The sequence below is a fragment of the Azospirillum sp. RU38E genome, assembly GCF_900188385.1.
Lineage (GTDB): Bacteria > Pseudomonadota > Alphaproteobacteria > Azospirillales > Azospirillaceae > Niveispirillum.
Genome location: NZ_FZOI01000004.1, coordinates 24,464 through 41,107, shown reverse-complemented (window position 1 = coordinate 41,107; position 16,644 = coordinate 24,464). Strand labels below are relative to the sequence as shown.

General features: G+C 63.7%; 16 protein-coding genes. 9 read left to right on the top strand and 7 right to left on the bottom strand.

The genetic code is table 11. The annotated features are described in order from the left end of the window. Window positions 1-7 precede the first annotated feature (7 nt). Window positions 8-1,090: an OmpA family protein gene (locus CHB97_RS09840; protein ID WP_089287804.1), complete on the top strand. Its 1,083-nt coding sequence runs from the start codon at window positions 8-10 to the stop codon at window positions 1,088-1,090. A 173-nt stretch (window positions 1,091-1,263) separates the two neighbouring features. Here the strand turns inward: CHB97_RS09840 and CHB97_RS09835 are convergent, their stop codons facing one another. Next, complete coding sequence (locus tag CHB97_RS09835; protein WP_089287803.1) at window positions 1,264-1,887, bottom strand: DsbA family oxidoreductase; 624 nt, start codon at window positions 1,885-1,887, stop codon at window positions 1,264-1,266. A gap of 222 nt (window positions 1,888-2,109) precedes the next feature. Between CHB97_RS09835 and CHB97_RS09830 the strand changes: the two genes are divergently transcribed. Beyond that, window positions 2,110-2,859, top strand: coding sequence for a hypothetical protein (locus tag CHB97_RS09830; RefSeq protein WP_089287802.1), 750 nt, complete (start codon window positions 2,110-2,112; stop codon window positions 2,857-2,859). A gap of 22 nt (window positions 2,860-2,881) precedes the next feature. Here the strand turns inward: CHB97_RS09830 and CHB97_RS09825 are convergent, their stop codons facing one another. Beyond that, the gene (locus tag CHB97_RS09825; protein WP_089287801.1) at window positions 2,882-3,229 is read right to left on the bottom strand and encodes a hypothetical protein; all 348 of its coding nucleotides are present in this window, start codon (window positions 3,227-3,229) and stop codon (window positions 2,882-2,884) included. A gap of 175 nt (window positions 3,230-3,404) precedes the next feature. On the opposite strand from CHB97_RS09825, the gene CHB97_RS09820 reads away from it, so the two are divergent. After that, window positions 3,405-5,300: a propionyl-CoA synthetase gene (locus tag CHB97_RS09820; RefSeq protein ID WP_089287800.1), complete on the top strand. Its 1,896-nt coding sequence runs from the start codon at window positions 3,405-3,407 to the stop codon at window positions 5,298-5,300. 264 nt (window positions 5,301-5,564) lie between these two features. Here CHB97_RS09820 and CHB97_RS09815 read toward each other — a convergent pair whose 3' ends face one another. Beyond that, a complete protein-coding gene (locus CHB97_RS09815; protein WP_089287799.1) occupies window positions 5,565-6,608 on the bottom strand; it encodes an NAD(P)-dependent alcohol dehydrogenase in 1,044 nt (347 codons plus the stop codon). A gap of 189 nt (window positions 6,609-6,797) precedes the next feature. On the opposite strand from CHB97_RS09815, the gene CHB97_RS09810 reads away from it, so the two are divergent. Then, complete coding sequence (locus tag CHB97_RS09810) at window positions 6,798-7,697, top strand: AraC family transcriptional regulator (protein WP_089288098.1); 900 nt, start codon at window positions 6,798-6,800, stop codon at window positions 7,695-7,697. A 156-nt stretch (window positions 7,698-7,853) separates the two neighbouring features. On the opposite strand, the gene CHB97_RS09805 is transcribed toward CHB97_RS09810, so the two are convergent. The 3 genes from CHB97_RS09805 to CHB97_RS09795 form a co-directional block, all read right to left on the bottom strand. Further along, on the bottom strand, window positions 7,854-8,303 hold the full coding sequence (locus tag CHB97_RS09805; RefSeq protein ID WP_089287798.1) for a DNA polymerase III subunit chi: 450 nt from the start codon (window positions 8,301-8,303) through the stop codon (window positions 7,854-7,856). A 21-nt stretch (window positions 8,304-8,324) separates the two neighbouring features. After that, a complete protein-coding gene (locus CHB97_RS09800; RefSeq protein WP_089287797.1) occupies window positions 8,325-8,843 on the bottom strand; it encodes a hypothetical protein in 519 nt (172 codons plus the stop codon). Between the two features lie 76 nt (window positions 8,844-8,919). Continuing rightward, window positions 8,920-10,404: a leucyl aminopeptidase gene (locus tag CHB97_RS09795; RefSeq protein WP_089287796.1), complete on the bottom strand. Its 1,485-nt coding sequence runs from the start codon at window positions 10,402-10,404 to the stop codon at window positions 8,920-8,922. Between the two features lie 266 nt (window positions 10,405-10,670). Here CHB97_RS09795 and lptF point away from each other — a divergent pair, with 266 nt between their 5' ends. Genes lptF through rsmA form a run of 5 tightly spaced genes read left to right on the top strand, consistent with a single transcriptional unit; the run spans window position 10,671 to window position 16,140 of the window. Next, window positions 10,671-11,792, top strand: a complete 1,122-nt coding sequence (gene lptF / locus CHB97_RS09790) for an LPS export ABC transporter permease LptF (protein ID WP_160105740.1) — start codon at window positions 10,671-10,673, stop codon at window positions 11,790-11,792. Window positions 11,793-11,795: 3 nt separating this feature from the next. Continuing rightward, on the top strand, window positions 11,796-12,890 hold the full coding sequence (lptG, locus tag CHB97_RS09785; RefSeq protein WP_089287794.1) for an LPS export ABC transporter permease LptG: 1,095 nt from the start codon (window positions 11,796-11,798) through the stop codon (window positions 12,888-12,890). Between the two features lie 56 nt (window positions 12,891-12,946). After that, window positions 12,947-14,260 (top strand): peptidylprolyl isomerase, encoded by a 1,314-nt coding sequence (locus CHB97_RS09780; RefSeq protein ID WP_089287793.1) that lies wholly within the window; start codon window positions 12,947-12,949, stop codon window positions 14,258-14,260. Window positions 14,261-14,264: 4 nt separating this feature from the next. Then, window positions 14,265-15,287, top strand: a complete 1,023-nt coding sequence (gene pdxA / locus CHB97_RS09775) for a 4-hydroxythreonine-4-phosphate dehydrogenase PdxA (protein ID WP_089287792.1) — start codon at window positions 14,265-14,267, stop codon at window positions 15,285-15,287. Then, window positions 15,280-16,140, top strand: coding sequence for a 16S rRNA (adenine(1518)-N(6)/adenine(1519)-N(6))-dimethyltransferase RsmA (gene rsmA, locus CHB97_RS09770; RefSeq protein ID WP_244559482.1), 861 nt, complete (start codon window positions 15,280-15,282; stop codon window positions 16,138-16,140). The genes pdxA and rsmA overlap by 8 nt, the downstream gene beginning before the upstream one ends. Window positions 16,141-16,239: 99 nt before the next feature. Here rsmA and CHB97_RS09765 read toward each other — a convergent pair whose 3' ends face one another. Next, entirely contained in the window at window positions 16,240-16,530 is a 291-nt protein-coding gene (locus tag CHB97_RS09765) for a hypothetical protein (protein WP_089287791.1), read from the bottom strand. Between the last annotated feature and the right edge of the window lie 114 nt (window positions 16,531-16,644).

Sequence of the window (16,644 nt, the reverse complement as noted above, 5' to 3'; positions counted from 1 at the left end):
TAAAGAGATGAATCTGCGCCACTTGCTGTTGGGGACGGCGATCGCTTTGGCCCTCCCCAGTGCCGCCTTCGCCCAGAAGTCCGTTGAGGGCCCCTATTTTGGTGCCCAGATCGGTGTCAACTGGCTCCAGGACAGCGATTTCAAGTCTTCCACCATCACCAACGAAGTCTCCACCAAGGATGCTTTGTCCTCTGTCGTTGAACTGGGTTACCAGTTTGGTGAAGGGCTGCGTCTGGGTCTGGAAGGTGGTTACACCGTTCATGAAGTCAGCGGTATTGTCGGTGGCCCCGCCAGCCGCTCTGGTCAGCCGAATGGCAACCTGAAGGCCTTCACCATGATGGGTGTGGTGCAGAAGGAGTTTGATATCGGCTCCCCGCTGCGCCCCTATGTTGGCGCAGGTGCTGGTTGGGGCTGGGTGAAGACCGAGGCTGTTGGCCCGCTGCTGGCGCCGAACAACTATAATTACGGCAACACGGACAGCTTTGCTTACCAGCTGAATGCCGGTGTCGCCTATGCGATCACCGACAATCTGGATCTGACGCTGGGCTATCGCTTCCTGGCGATGGACACGCTGAAGTACAAGAACGAGCGGCCGGCCTTTGACGCCGACTACAAGTCCCACAGCGTGCTGATCGGTGTTCGCACCGTGTTCGGCGCCGCCCCGGCCCCGGCGCCGGTGGCCACCACCGTTGTGGCTCCACCCCCGCCGCCCCCGCCGCCGGCCCAGCCCGCTCCGCCGCCGCCCCCGGCGCCGTCGATCACCCGTAACTTCACGGTGTTCTTCGACTTCGACAAGTCCACCCTGTCTGCCGACGCTCAGCAGGTTCTGCAGAACGTCGCCCGCGATGCCAAGGCTGGCAAGATCGTGCGCGTTGTCGTGTCCGGCCATGCCGACACGTCGGGCCCGTCCGATTATAACCAGAAGCTGTCGCTGCGCCGCGCCGAAGCCGTGCGCGATTACCTGGCGTCCCAGGGTCTGACGTCCAAGGAAATCGCCGTGGAAGCCAAGGGTGAGACGGATCTGCTGGTCCCGACCGCCGATGGCGTGCGTGAGCCGTCGAACCGCCGCGCCGTCATCGTTTTCCCGTAATCCAGTATTGAAGAGACCCTGTCCCATCGGGACGGGGTCTCTATCTTTTCACGAAGAAGAGAGGGGCTTGCGATCAGCACGCCCCTTTTTTGTCGTACAACGGGTGAGCATTGCGGATCTGACGTGCGGCGCTGTAACCAAAGCCTCAGTCATTCGAAAATCGACCACCATTGCTAACCCCGCGCCATATCCAGGAACGGCAGGAATGCCTGCGGTTCCTGCGCGCCGGACAGGGCGTAGCGTCGTTCGAAGACGAAGCAGGGCACGGCCTGCACGCCCAATTGCCGGGCCTGCTGGTCGCCGGCGCGGATGGCTGCTTTGTCGGCTTCACTACTGAGATATGTCGCCACCTCATCTCCCGGCAGGCCGTTGGCGATGGCGAGTTCTAGAAGAATCGAAGTGGCACCAATGTCGAGCCCCTGAGCGAAATAGCTCTGAAAGAGCGTGGAGGCCATCTCGGTTGAACGGCCGAACCGCTCGGCAAAACGGACCAGCCGATGTGCGTTTGTTGTGTTAGGCGTGCGGCGGACAAGGTCCAGACGCAACGGCAGCCCTTCCTTGCTGGCAGCCTGTTCGACCATGGCCGAAAGCTGCCGCGCCCGGTCAATGCTGCCAAATTTTGCCACCAGATAGGTCGCCCGGTCCATGCCAGCTTCCGGCAACTCAGGATTCAGCTGGAAGGGCATCCAGCGGATATCGACAGACAGGCCTGGGCGCAGCTCGAGCGCCTGCTCTAACCGGCGTTTCCCGATATAGCACCAGGGGCAGACAAGGTCGGCATAGATCTCGATAAACATGATGTCCGTTCCAGGCGAGGGGATAGAGCGGATCGCCAAAATGTGAAATCACCTTTTGGCGTGAATCCGCTCTAAACGCAGGTGGCTCTCGCTGCCAGCCTATTCGAAAGGTGACACTGCCGCGACTCCCATTGCCGCACCGGGCGCAAGGCTCCATGATGTTACAACAACATGTCCATAGGGTGGATGGACCGGGCTGAGGAAGAGTGGAAGGTAAAGCTCATGGTGGAGGAACGCGCGGAAATACGACATATGGCGGCGGCTTTCGTCTCCCACGTCACCGTGCTGCTGGCCGTCAACCTGACCCATGAGCTGGATCCCGTATTGACCGGCTTGCTGCCGGAGTCGGTGCCGACGGCCGATGAATTGCTGGATGACCATGTGCTGATCGATCAGGTGATCCGCGCCCCATCGGATGAGCCAAGACTGGAACGGGCACTGCAATGGTTCGACCAGCACTGGTTCAGCAGCGACAAGGGACGCCCGGCAGAAGCCATCATTCAGCAGGAATTGAAGAGCTGGCGCGACATGCCAACCATCTTCGATCTGGATGAGGCAATGGATCGTTCAGCTGGATTACTAGAACAGTTGCTGCGTGAAGCCGCGGACAGAGACACCTCATTCGCCCAGGCCGTGTTAAGGGCCGTTCGGGCGTGGCAGGCCGATCCGGCGCGCGATGGGCTGTTGCAGGTCAGCACCCTCTGTGAACCCGCCCTGGCGCAGGCTGTGGAAGGGCTGCCTTCCACAGAGGCCCTGCGCCAGATCCAGTTCTTTGCCCGTGAGGGGTCCCTGCGGGCCGCCGATTATCTTGCCCTGCATTTCGATCCGGCGGCCCTGATGGAATGGCCGGTGGATGAATTGACCACCTTGTTGCGCACCCGCTATCCGCTGTTGCGGCAGGAAGATGTGGTGGCGTTGCTGGCAGAACAGGCGGCGCGCCCCAGGCTTGTACCGGAAATGCAGTTTTCCTGATTGCAGCGGTTGGCGCCAGCGCTCAGGCCGGGACCGCCGGCAAGGTCAGCGTTTTGGAAACGATCAGGGCGATATTGTCGCCCTGCACCTTGATGGCCTTGTCCGCCGTGCGCGGCAGGGGGATGCGCAGCTTGCGGCAATAAAGGATCAGCATGGCCGCCACCTCGCTTTCCGCCATCTCCACCTCCCGATAGACGCGCGATCCCATGGCCTGGACCTTGACGCCCAGGGAGATCGGGTTGATGCCCCGGATCATCACCGCGCCCAGCAGGCCCGGCGGCTGTTTCTGTGGAAACAATTCCCGATAGGTCTTCACGGCGTCCTTCAACGCCTCAGCGGAAAATTGGATTTGGCGGCTGTCGACGATCATCGGGGCTCGATGGAAGACCAAGGTAGGGGATGAAACCGCAGGTTCCATCAGGCTGATTCAGATCATGGCCGCTGCGGTGGCGACGGCGTTGACTATGCCCAGCCTCGTGCCTTTTAGCGAGGCGAAAAAGCGCCCTCGCTGGAAAAGCGACGATAACAAACAGGGGAGGAAAATCATGTCGGCCCGATATCAGGAGATGTATGACCGGTCACTGGCGGACCCGGTGGGTTTCTGGGCCGATGCCGCCAAGGCTGTTGATTGGCTGACCCCGCCCGCCACCATTCTGGATGACAGTGCCGCACCGCTTTACCGCTGGTACAAGGGCGGGGTGCTGAATATGTGCTGGAACGCCGTGGACCGGCATGTTGCTGCCGGGCGGGGCGGGCAGGCGGCCTTCATCCATGACAGCCCCGTCACCGGCACCAAGCGCACCATCACCTATGCCGAACTGCGCGATCTGGTGGCGGGCTTCGCGGGTGCCCTGGTGGGGGCCGGCGTGGCCAAGGGGGACCGCGTCATTATCTATATGCCGATGATCCCGGAAGCTGCCGTGGCCATGCTGGCCTGCGCCCGCATCGGCGCCATCCATTCCGTCGTCTTTGGTGGCTTTGCCCCGCACGAACTGGCCACCCGCATCAATGATGCCAAGCCCAAGGTGATCGTCACCGCCAGTTGCGGCATCGAGGGCAGCAAGGTGCTGCCCTATAAGCCAATGCTGGATGCCGCCATTGAGGAGGCCAGCCACAAGCCCGACCATTGCTTCATCGTGCAGCGGCCGCAGGTGCAGGCCCAGCTGCTGCCCGGCCGTGACCTGGATTGGAACGCCGCGCTGGCGGCGGCTTCGCCGGCTGACTGTGTGCCCATGGCGGCCACAGATACGCTCTATGTGCTCTACACCTCCGGCACCACGGGCCAGCCCAAGGGGGTGGTGCGCGATACCGGCGGCTATGCCGTCGCCCTGCAATGGACCATGGAGCATTTTTACGGCGTCAAGCCGGGGGAAGTGTTTTGGGCCGCCAGTGATGTCGGCTGGGTGGTCGGCCATTCCTATATCGTTTATGGCCCGCTGCTGCAGGGCTGTACCAGTATCTTCTATGAGGGCAAGCCGGTGGGCACGCCGGATGCCGGTGCCTTCTGGCGGGTGATTGCCGATCACAAGGTTGTCGCCTTCTTCACCGCGCCCACCGCGTTTCGCGCCATCAAGCGGGAAGACCCGCAGGCGCTGCTGATCAAGGATTATGATATTTCCAGCCTGCGCACCCTGTTCCTGGCCGGCGAACGTTCCGATCCCGATACGCTGCAATGGGCGGAAACAAACCTGAAGGTGCCGGTGATTGACCATTGGTGGCAGACGGAAACCGGCTGGCCGATCGCCGGCAACCCGGTGGGGCTGGGCCTGTTCCCGGTGAAATATGGCTCCACCACCAAACCGCTGCCCGGCTGGGATATCCGCATCCTGGCGCCGGACGGGCAGGAGGTGCGGCGGGGCGATATCGGCGCCATCGTCGCCAAGCTGCCCCTGCCGCCGGGCACCCTGCCGACGCTGTGGAATGCCGATGACCGATTCCGCAAAAGCTATCTGGCGGACTTTGCCGGCTATTATCAGACCTCTGATGCCGGCTTCATCGACGCGGATGGCTATATCTATGTCATGGCGCGCACCGATGACATCATCAATGTCGCCGGCCATCGCCTCTCCACCGGCGCCATGGAAGAGGTGCTGTCCGGGCACCCGGATGTGGCGGAATGCGCGGTGATCGGGGTGGCCGATGCGTTGAAGGGGCAACTGCCGCTGGGGCTGGTGGTGTTGAAGAAGGGGGTGGAGCGCCCCTATGCCGATATCCTGGCGGAACTGGTCAAAAAAGTGCGGGATGACATTGGCCCGGTCGCCGCGTTCAAACAGGCGGTCATTGTTGATCGCTTGCCCAAAACCCGGTCGGGGAAGATTCTGCGCGGCACGATGCAGAAGATTGCCGACAGCGAGTCTTGGAAGATGCCGGCCACCATCGACGATCCAGCCATCCTGGAAGAGGTGGCACAGGCCTTGCGCGACGTGGGCTATGCCCGCTAATTGTACGATTATTGCCCGTTTATCCCCTGAAAGTGAGATAAAATGGCAACAAGCATGACGGTTATTTGACAGTGGGTTAAGAAAGAAGCGTCAGAATGATTGACCGATCTGCCTGAACTGCATACCTTGCGCATCGTTCGTTCCGGGTTGAACGGGCGGGGCTTCAGGGAAACGGGTATAAAAAGAGGGCCGCTGCACCGCAGCGGCCCTCATCAATTTTAAGCCCTTACACGCTGTTTTTCGCGGTTCGACCCTTCCGAAACCTCAGAACGACGCCTCAACATCGATGACGAAGCGATAGCGCACATCGCTTTTCAGCACGCGCTCATAGGCGTCATTCACATCCTTCATCTCGATCTTCTCGATGTCGGCAGTGATATTGTGTGCGCCGCAGAAATCCAGCATCTCCTGGGTCTCCTTGATGGAGCCGATCATCGAGCCGGCAAGGTTGCGCCGCGTCGGGATCAACGAGAAGGCATGGACCGGCACGGCCTTTTCCGGCACGCCCAGCAGGCAGAGGGTGCCATCCACCTTCAGCAGCCGCAGATAGGCGTTCCAGTCAATATCGCTGGAAACCGTGCAGATGATCAGGTCGAAGCTGTTGGCCAGCTTCTGGAACGTTTCGGGATCGCGGGTGGCATAATAATGATCGGCCCCGAAGGCGTGGCCATCGGCCTCCTTCGCCAGGCTCTGACTCAACACGGTTACCTCGGCCCCCATGGCATGGGCCAGCTTCACGCCCATATGGCCCAGGCCGCCCATGCCGACGATGGCGACCTTCTTGCCCGGTCCCGCCTGCCAGTGGCGCAGCGGTGAATAAAGCGTGATGCCGGCGCAGAGCAGCGGCGCGGCGCGGTCCAGCGGCAGGTTGTCCGGGATCGAAAGCACATAGCCTTCGCGCACCACGATATGGTCGGAATAGCCGCCATAGGTTGGCGTCACGCCATCCGCTTCCACATCATTATAGGTCTGCACCAGACCGGGCAGATATTGCTCCAGATCTTCGTCACGCGTCTCGCACTGGGTGCAGGAATGCACGAAACAGCCGACGCCGACAGGGTCGCCGACCTTGAACTTCGTCACCTGGGAACCGACGGCGGTGACGATGCCGGCAATTTCATGGCCCGGCACCATGGGATAGCGCGACGCCCCCCATTCATTGCGGGCCTGGTGGATGTCGGAATGGCAGATGCCGCTATATTTGATGGCAATGACCACATCATCGGCGCGCGGCTCCCGCCGCTCGACGGTGAAGGGGACCAACGGGGATTGCGCGTCCAGGACGGCATAGGCTTTGGCGAGACTCATGGCTTGCTTCCTTCGCAGCGGCGAAACGGGATGGCCGACTATCCCCCAGGTAACGCTGCAGCCGGTAGACCGATCCTGCAAGCTTCTTGCCTGATCCTGCAAATGCGATCAGGACAGGATGTGCGGCGGCAAAGCGCGTATTATCCTGGCCTTATGGTAGGCGGCAATGCAGGGCAAGGGGTTGATGTGATGGATGTCACAGGAAGGCTGCAGGAGCTGTCGGCGCTGTTTGCCCGTTTCACCGAACAGGACCGGGACCGCCCGCTGGATTTCGGCGGGGTGCGGCTTTATCGCCGCGACACGCCGACCCTGCCGCAGCATTATGAATGCGGGCCCGGTTTCTCCCTGGTGATCCAGGGGGCGAAACGGCTGACGGCGGGGACGGAGCGGTTCGATTATGCGGCCGGTCAGTATCTGCTGACCTCTCTGCATCTGCCGGTGGTGACGCAGGTGACAAGGGCCAGCCCGGAGGCCCCGCATTTCTGCCTGTTCATCCCCATCGATACCGAGGCGATGGGGGAACTGCTGGCCCGCATTGGCACACCGCCGGGCCTGGATGCCGACGGGATGCGCAGCGTCGCCGTCACCCCCGCAACGCCGGACCTGCTGGATGCCGCCACACGGCTGGTACGGCTGGCCGACCGGCCGCAGGACATACCGGCCCTGGCGCCGTTGTTCCGGCGGGAAATCCTCTACCACCTGTTGACGGGGCCGGACGGGCCGCGTCTGCTGCATCTGGCTTTGTCAACGGGTCACCATGCCGGGCGTATTCCGCGCGCCATGGCCTGGATGCGCGCCCACTTCGCCGAGGCGCTGCGGGTGGAAATGCTGGCCGACCATGTGGGGATGAGCGTTTCATCCCTGCACCATCATTTCAAGGCGGTGACGGCAATGACGCCGATCCAGTTCCAGAAGCAATTGCGCCTGCATGAGGCGCGACGCCTGATGCTGATGGAAAATCTGGATGCCGGTACAGCGGCCCTGCGCGTCGGCTATCAAAGCCCGTCGCAGTTCAGCCGGGATTACAGCCGGCTCTATGGTGCGCCGCCGGCGAGGGATGTGGAACGGGTGCGGCAGGCGGCGGCTTGACGGCGGCTCATACCAGCGGCACGAAATCATGACCGATGGTCACGCATTCGTGCGCCTCAATCGCCGGCGGGCGCATCCGCGCCCTTGGCTACGCGGCACGGGCCGCGCGGCGGCAGTCGCCGCCGTACCAACGGTCATGAATTATGACCGTTGGTATCAGGCCTTCTTTTCCCAGCCGCCTTTTTCATTCTGCTGCCAATAGGTCAGCGCGTGGCCGCCATCCTTGGCGTGGCGCCAGCGCCCGCGCGCGGCGGCCACGGCGTCTGGGTCGTTGCCATCGAACAGGTCGCAGACCAGTTCATAATCACCCAGCAGCGGGCTAGTCGCCCCATCGGTCAGGAAAAGCACATGGGCCGCATTGGCGCGGTCATCCGTTTCGGTGATCAGCACCGGCTGCATCTCCGCATGGCCATCCTTGCGGGTGCCGTGCGGGATAAAACCATCCGGCTTGTAGGTCCAGAGATGCTGGCACAGCATCTCCGCCCGCTCATCACTGGCGGTCAGCACCAGGGCCTTCCAGCCGCGTTCCAGCGACTTTTCCAGCAGCGCCGGCAAGGTCTGTTCCAGCGTGCGGCGCGTCAGGTGATAGAAGCGGATTTCCGTCATTGCCCCTGTCCGCCAGCCGGATCAACGCAGCGGGAAATGATCGAAATCCACCTGCTTGGCCAGTTCCACCAGATGCTCATAGGTGCCGTTGCGGGTGGTCAGCATGACAATGCCATCCGTGCCGGCCAGCAACTGCATCGTGTAGAGCGGGGGCGTGGAATTGGGGAAACGGGCAACGATGGCGTAATGATCGGCGATCACCTCCACCTTGCTGTCAGGCGGCAGGGTGCCGGTATTCTTCACCGATCCCATCACCGCCTTGAAAAGCGTCGGGCTGCGGGCGGCACCGACCGTCACTTCCACATTGCCCTTCTTATAGACCGCCTCCGCCGTGGCGACGGAATACATGGGCAGGGCACCCCGCGCCGGACGGATTTCCCCCATCTCCCAGCCATCCGGGTCATCCGGCAGGGCCTTGCTCATCGACCGGTTGACCTTGGCCTCCTGCGCTGGGGCGGCCAGTGCCACGGGGGTGGAAAGGGCCAGGGGGGCGGCCAGCAGGCCAAGGACCAGCGGAAGGGAAAAGCGGCGTTGGGCCATGGGCGGGCGGGCTCCGTCAGCGATAAAGGCGGGGCCGGCGGTTGCCCGCCAGCCCCTGTTTATATAGGGCTTAAGCTTACCCTTCGTAATGGGTGGCGACCAGATGATCCAGCAGGCGCACACCGAAGGCGGTGGCGCCCTTCGGCACCACGCCCTTGTTTTCCTTGCTCCAGGCGGTGCCGGCAATGTCCAGATGCGCCCAGGGCGTGCCATTGACGAAGCGCTGCAGGAACTGCGCCCCGATGATGGAACCGGCGGTCATGGGGCGGCCAATGTTCTTCACATCGGCCACATCGCTGTCGATATCTTTGTCATAGGCGGGCGACAGCGGCATACGCCACAGCTTCTCCCCCGTCGCCAGACCGGATTCGGTCAGCTTGGCGGCCAGATCGTCATTGTTGGAGAACAGGCCGGCATGTTCATTGCCCAGGCTGACGATGATGGCACCGGTCAGCGTGGCTAGATTGACCATGAATTGCGGCTTGAACTGATCCTGCGTGTACCAGAGCGCATCGGCCAGCACCAGGCGGCCTTCGGCGTCGGTGTTCAGCACCTCAATCGTCTGGCCGGACATGGTGGAAACGATGTCGCCCGGACGCTGGGCATTGCCATCGGGCATGTTTTCCGCCAGCGCCACGACGCCGACGACATTCACCTTGGCCTTGCGGCCGGCCAGGGCGGCCATCAGGCCGATGACGGTGCCGGAACCGCCCATGTCCCACTTCATCTCATCCATGCCGGCCGCCGGCTTGATGGAGATGCCACCGGTATCGAAGGTGATGCCCTTGCCGACAAAGGCAACCGGGGCGTCACCCTTGTTGCCGCCATTCCACTTCATCACCACCAGACGCGGCGGCTGGGCCGAGCCCTGGCCGACGCCCAGCAGCGCGCCCATGCCCAGCTTCTTCATCTTCTTTTCGTCGAGAACTTCGACTTCCAGGCCCAGCTTTTCCAGCTCCACGCAGCGGTCGGCTAGCGTTTCCGGATAGATCACATTGGGCGGCTCTGACACGACATCGCGGGTCAGGAAGATGCCGTCGGCGATCTTTTCCAGCCGTTCCCAGGCCTTCTTGGCGCCCTTGGCGGCCGTCTGCACGGTGACCTTCTTCACCGACGGCTTCTTGTCGTCGGCCAGCGTGGTGCGATACTTGTCAAAACGGTAGCTGCGCAGCAGCGCCCCGAAGGCCACTTCGGCGGCAAACGGCCCGGCCTCGATGGCCAGACCGGCATGATCATCCACCACCAGGGTCAGCTCAGACTCGCCCGCATATTGCACGGCGGCCAGGGCCGCTGCACCGGCATTGTTGGCGGCCAGCGCACCCGGCGCCCCACCGATGCCCACCAGCACCAGACGGCCCAGTTCCAGCCCTGCCGGGGCCACCAGAGCCAGCACTTCATCGGCCTTGCCGGTGAAGCGGCCCTGTTCCATGGCGCGGGTGATCTGGCCACCGCTGGCCTTGTCCAGGCTGGCGCCGATGCTGCCCAGGGCGCGATCGGCGGCAACGGTGATGGCCAGATGACCCGATTTCGGCAGGTCCGGTGCGGAAAAGGCGATCTTCATGGATTTGCTCTCTGGTTGGCTGTCCGGGCAGGATGGACCCTGCTCCACCGGTTCCGGTGGTTGTGTGTATGGCAGAGAGTCGATAAAGAACAGTGGCACTGTGGTGTCAAGGGCAGTGGCAGATTAAACTTCGGCACCGCGCGATGAAAGCGGCCTGCCACGATGGCGACGCAATCGGCGGCTACGCCTCGGGCGACGGGGGCTTGCCGTCCCTAAAGGGTAGTTTGGGCGACAGGCCGGCGGGCCCGCCATCGTTTCAGGGCAAGATGAACCAGATCAACCGCTATCTGTTCCGGAACCTTCTGATCGCCACGCTGGTCGTGACCAGCGGGCTGTCGGCTGCCATCTGGCTGACCCAGTCCCTGCGGCTGGTGGCGCTGGTGGTGGAAGGCGGTGCCTCCCTGACGGCTTTCTTCCGGCTGGCCATACTGACATTTCCCACCTTTCTGGCGCTGGTGCTGCCCTTTGGCCTGCTGGCGGCGGTGTTGTTCACCTATCACCGGCTCACCATCGACAGCGAACTGGTGGTGATGCGGGCTGCCGGGCTGGGGCCGCTGGCACTGTCCAAGCCCGCCCTGCTGCTGGGCAGCGGGGTGATGGCGGCGTGCTTTGCCCTGACCCTGTTCCTGGGGCCGGCGGCACAGCGGGAACTGGTGGCCCTGCGGCAATCAGTCCGCAGCGACATGTCGGCGGCCCTGCTGCGGGAGGGCACCTTCAATGATCTGGGCGACGGGCTGACCGTCTATGTCCGCGACCGTCTGCCTGATGGCACCCTGATCGATCTGCTGATCCACGATGCCCGGCAGCCGGGTATCATCAACACGGTGGTGGCAGAGCGCGGTACCCTGACGGATCTGGAGGGGCAGCCGCGTGTGCTGGTGCATGATGGCACACAGAGCAAATATATTATGGCCACCGGCAAGACCGAATGGCTGGAATTTGAACGCTATGCCGTGGACTTGCAGTCCCTGCGCAAGGAACTGACGGATCGCTGGGTCGAACCGCGGGAACGCACACTGGCCCAACTGCTGCACCCGACCAATTCGCCCGATGATGTCCGTTTTGCCGGCCGCCTGCGGGCGGAGCTGCATAACCGTTTCGCCAGTCCGTTCCTGGCGCTCAGCTTCACCATCATCGCACTTGCGGCCCTGTTGCCGGGCGAATTTTCCCGCCGGGGGCGGGGCGGCCGCATCACGGCCGCTGCCGTCGGGGCCCTGGTCCTGCAAGCGTCCGTCATGGGTATTGCCAACCTGATCAGCAAATTACCGGCCATGACGCCGCTGCTTTATGCCGTGGCCGTTCTGCCTATTCCGCTGGGGCTCTGGTACGTGAACCGCAACCGCATCGGCGGCCGCCGGCCGGTCGCCACCGCGCCGGAAAGGGGGTGAGCCATGCGCCTTTCCGCGACCCTTTCCCATTATATCGGCCGGCAGTTCCTGCTCTGGTTCGTGGCCGGGCTGGCGGCACTGCTGGCGCTGATCTATCTGCTGGATACGGTGGAACTGTTGCGCCGCGCCGCCAACCGGCCGGAAGCGACCTTCGATATCGTCATTTCCATGGGGTTGCTGAAACTGCCGGAGATCGGGCAGGAGGTGTTCCCCTTCGTCATCCTGTTTGCTGGCATGTACACATTCTGGCGGCTGACCCGCACCCAGGAACTGGTGGTGGCGCGGGCCAGCGGTATCAGTGTCTGGCAATTCATGACGCCGGTACTGGGCTGGGCCGTCATCATCGGGCTGGTGCTGATCATGGTGCTGAACCCGATCTTCGCCGCCATGATGAAACGCTATGAGACGCTGGAAAACCGCTATCTGCGCGGTCAGGTCTCCTCGTTGGATATCGGTTCCTCCGGTCTCTGGCTGCGGCAGGTGAACAAAGATGGCAGCTATCGCATCCATGCTGACAGCCTGGTGCCGGGCCGGATGGAGATGCGGCGGGTGATGGTGCTGATCTCCACCCCCGAACGCAAATTGGCGGCCCGGCTGGACGCCGCCTCTGCCGTGCTGGCCGACGGGTTCTGGGATCTGTCGGAAGTCTGGTATAATCAGCCGGGGGAACCGGCGCGCTTCCTGCCGCGTTACCGGCTGGCGACCGACCTGACGGAAGAGCGGATTCAGGACAGTTTCTCCTCGCCTGACACGCTTTCTTTCTGGGCTCTGCCGGATTTCATCCGCACGCTGGAATTGACCGGTCTGTCGCCGCTGCGTCACCGGCTTTACTGGCACACGCTGCTGTCCCAGCCGGTTCTGTTCGCCGCCATGGTGCTGCTGGCGGCGGCCTTCTCCCTGCGGCAGATGCGCGGCGGCGGCACGCTGGCCTTGCTGGGGGCGGGGGTGGTGTCGGCCCTGGTGCTGTTCATCGTCAAGGACGTGATCCATGCCCTGGGCCTCTCCGGCTCCGTACCGGTGGTGCTGGCGGCCTGGGCGCCGGCGGGGGTGACGGTGATGTTGTCCGTCGCCGCCCTGTTGCATACGGAAGATGGCTGATGGCCTCTGCCGGTACGCTTTGCCTTCGCGCTGTTCCTTCTCTATAAGAAGCCCCCATGATGCATTCTTTGACCCGACGGACCATGACCAGCTTCCTGCGCAAAGCCCTTCTGGGTGCCACCGCCTTCGCCCTTGTTGCTGTGACGGTTCCGGCGGGCCGGCTGGCCCATGCACAACAGGCGGCACCGCTGGGCCGCATTGCCGCCGTCGTCAATGAATCGCCCATTACCCAGGCCGATGTCGAAGGCCGGTTGCAGCTGGCCATCGTCTCTTCCGGCCTGCCGGACACGCCGGATACGCGCAAGCGTCTGCTGCCCCAGGTGATCCGCATCCTCACCGATGAAGCGCTGCAGGTGCAGGAAGCGCGGGAGCGTAAGCTGTCCGTCACCGAGGATGAGCTGAACAACGCCCTGTCGGAGATGGCGGAACGCAACCGCATGACGCGGGATCAGCTGCAGCAGGCCTTGCAGCAGGCCGGCGTGCCGTGGAGCACCATGCGCCAGCAGATGCTGGCCCAGCTGGCCTGGAGCAAGGTGGTACAGCGCGTGGTGCGCCAGCAGGTGAATATCCCCGACAGCGAAGTGAACGCCTATATCGAGCGTATCCGCGCCAATGCCGGTAAGCCGGAATATCAGGTGGCGGAAATCTTCCTGGCGGTGGACAACCCGGCCAATGAGCAGGAAGTGCAGAATCTGGCGGACCGGCTGGTCGACCAGATCGGCAAGGGGGCCAATTTCGCCGCCGTCGCCCAGCAATTCTCCCAGTCCGCCGGCGCGGCCACCGGCGGCGATCTGGGCTGGATTCAGCAGGGCCAGCTGGAAGAGGCGCTGGATCGCGCCCTGCAACAGCTGCATTCCGGCCAGTTCTCCCGCCCGATCCGGGGGGCGGCCGGTTATCATATCCTCTGGCTGCGCGACCAGCGCACGGTGGCGGCCGGCGACCCGAAGAATATCCAGATCAGCCTGGGCCAGTTCGTGGTGCCGGCCCCTTCCGATCCCAACCAGCAGGGCGCGCTGTTCGACGCCGTCAAGCAGTTGGGCGAAGGGGTGAAGGGGTGTGAGGCTTTGCAGCAGGCAGCCTCCAAGATCCATGGCGCCCAGGTCTTCACCCAGCCGCTGACCAAGCTGGGCGACATTCCCGAACAGATCGCCGGTCTGGTGGCGGGTTTGGGCGTGGGCAATGCCACCCAGCCGCTGGTGACCGACAGGGGCACCATGCTGCTGATGGTCTGCGACCGGGTGGTGCCGGAAGGCAGCCTGCCGCCGCCCGATCAGGTACGCTCGGCCCTGTTCCAGGAACGGATGGATCTGCAGCAGCGCCGCTATCTGCGCGACCTGCGCCGTCAGGCCACGATCGAGACGAGGCTGTAAGGCGATGGTGACCGCCCCCCTGGGTTTGACCATGGGTGAACCGGCCGGCATCGGCGGCGACATTGCCCTGATGACCTGGGCGGGAAGGCAAGGGCGGCCGGTGCCGCCCTTTGTCATGCTGGACGATCCGCAGCGGCTTGCCGCCCTGGCGGAACGACTGGGGCTTTCCGTTCCCGTCCGTGTGGTTGCGGAGGGGGAGCTGGGTTCGGTGGCGTCCCTGTTCGCCGATGCCCTGCCGGTGCTGCCGGTGCCCCTGTCGCACCCGGTGCAGTTGGGCCGGCCCGACCCGGCCAATGGGGCTGCTGTCATTGCCAGCATCGACCGGGCGGTTGATCTGTCGCGGCGCGGGTTGCTGGCGGGTGTCGTCACCAACCCGATTCAGAAAAGCGCGCTGTACGCCACCGGCTTCCGCTGGCCCGGCCATACGGAATATCTGGCCCATCTGGCCGGCCTGCCCGATGATGGAACGGTGATGCTGCTGGAAGGTGGGGGGCTGCGGGTGGTGCTGGCCACCATCCATCTGGCGCTGAAGGATGTGGCAGCACACCTGACCGCCGATGCCATCTTGCACGTTGCCCGCGTCACCGATGCCGCCTTGCGGCGCGATTTCGGCATTGCCAGCCCGCGGCTGGCCGTCGCTGCGCTCAATCCCCATGCAGGGGAGGGCGGGGCCATGGGGCGGGAGGAGATGGAGATCATCGCCCCCGCTGTGGCCGCACTGCAGGCCGAAGGCATCAATGCCAAGGGGCCGTTCCCGGCCGATACCCTGTTCCATGCCGGGGCGCGCGCCGACTATGATGTTGTGGTCTGCATGTATCATGACCAGGGGCTGATTCCGTTGAAGACCCTGGATTTTGACCAGGGCGTCAATATCACCCTGGGGCTGCCCTTTGTCCGCACCTCCCCCGACCATGGCACGGCCTTGTCGCTGGCGGGCACGGGCAAGGCCAGCCCTACCAGCCTGATCGCCGCCCTTCATGCCGCCCGATCCATTGCCAGCCGCCGTTTAGGGCTTTCCTGTGACTGACGTGAAAAGTAATGACGGGCGTGACCTGTCGCATCTGCCGCCCCTGCGGGATGTCATCGCCACCCATGATCTGGCCGCCAAGAAGGCGTTCGGCCAGCATTTCCTGTTGGACCTGAATGTCACCCGCCGCATCGTGCGGGAAGCGGGGGATTTCAACGATCTGCATGTGGTGGAGGTGGGTCCCGGTCCCGGTGGCCTGACCCGCGCGCTGGTGGAAAGTGCCGCCGTGCAGGTGCTGGCGGTGGAGCGCGATCCGCGTTTCGCGGCGGCGCTGGGCGATGTGATTGCCGCCTCGGCCGGCCGGTTACAGCTGGTGGAGGCCGATGCGCTGACGGTTGATCCGGTCGATCTGGTGCCCGCACCGCGCGCCGTGGTTTCCAACCTGCCTTACAATGTCGGCACGCCGCTGCTGATCGGCTGGCTGAAGCGGATCAGCGAATATCGTTTCCTGGCCCTGATGTTCCAGAAGGAAGTGGCCGATCGGCTTGTCGCCCGGCCCCGTACATCGGCCTATGGTCGGTTGTCCGTCATGTGCCAATGGCTGGCCGAATGCCGGACCATCATGGATCTGCCGGCCCGCGCCTTCACCCCGCCGCCCAAGATCGACAGCGCCGTTGTGCGGCTGACACCGCGCGTGCGGCCGACGGACGATCCGGACTTCTCCACTATGGAAACGCTGGTGGCCGCCGCCTTCGGGCAGCGTCGCAAGATGTTGCGCGCCAGCCTGAAAACCTTGATGCGGGAGCCGGAACCCGTTCTGCTGTCGGTTGGGATCGCCCCCACCGCGCGGGCGGAGGAAGTGGATATTGACGGATTTGTCGCGCTGGCCAAGGCGTGGCGCGAGACGCGTTGAGAACATCTCCCAACGCAATGATCACAACGGAATGAAAAAAGGCCGGGGCAATGCCCCGGCCTTTTCATCAACCGTTCAACCCGGTTGACCGGCAACCGATCAGTTGCTGGTGCCGCTCTGCGGCGGGGTGGTGGTGGTGCCTTCGGCCGGCGGGGTTGCACCCTCGGTCGGCGGGGTGGTGGTGGTGCTGTCAGCCGGCGGCGTGGTCGTGCTGTCAGCCGGGGGCGTGGTCGGAGCCGGGGTCGCCGGCGGCGCGGTGGTGCCCGACGGTTCCGGCGGATTGGACGTCGCCGGCGGCGGGGTGGTTTCCGACTGGTTCTTTGCCTTGTCGCCGCAGGCGGCCAGCCCCAGCACCATCAAACCAGAGAAAACCCAAGGAAGCACGCGCATGTTCTTCGCTCCTTCATATAAACCGGTGGTCCATTCCCGCAGGTGCGGGTGGATTTTCCACCCATAACCGGCCGTTGCACGGCCGTTTTCCCCTGTAACAACAGAGTAAGGGTC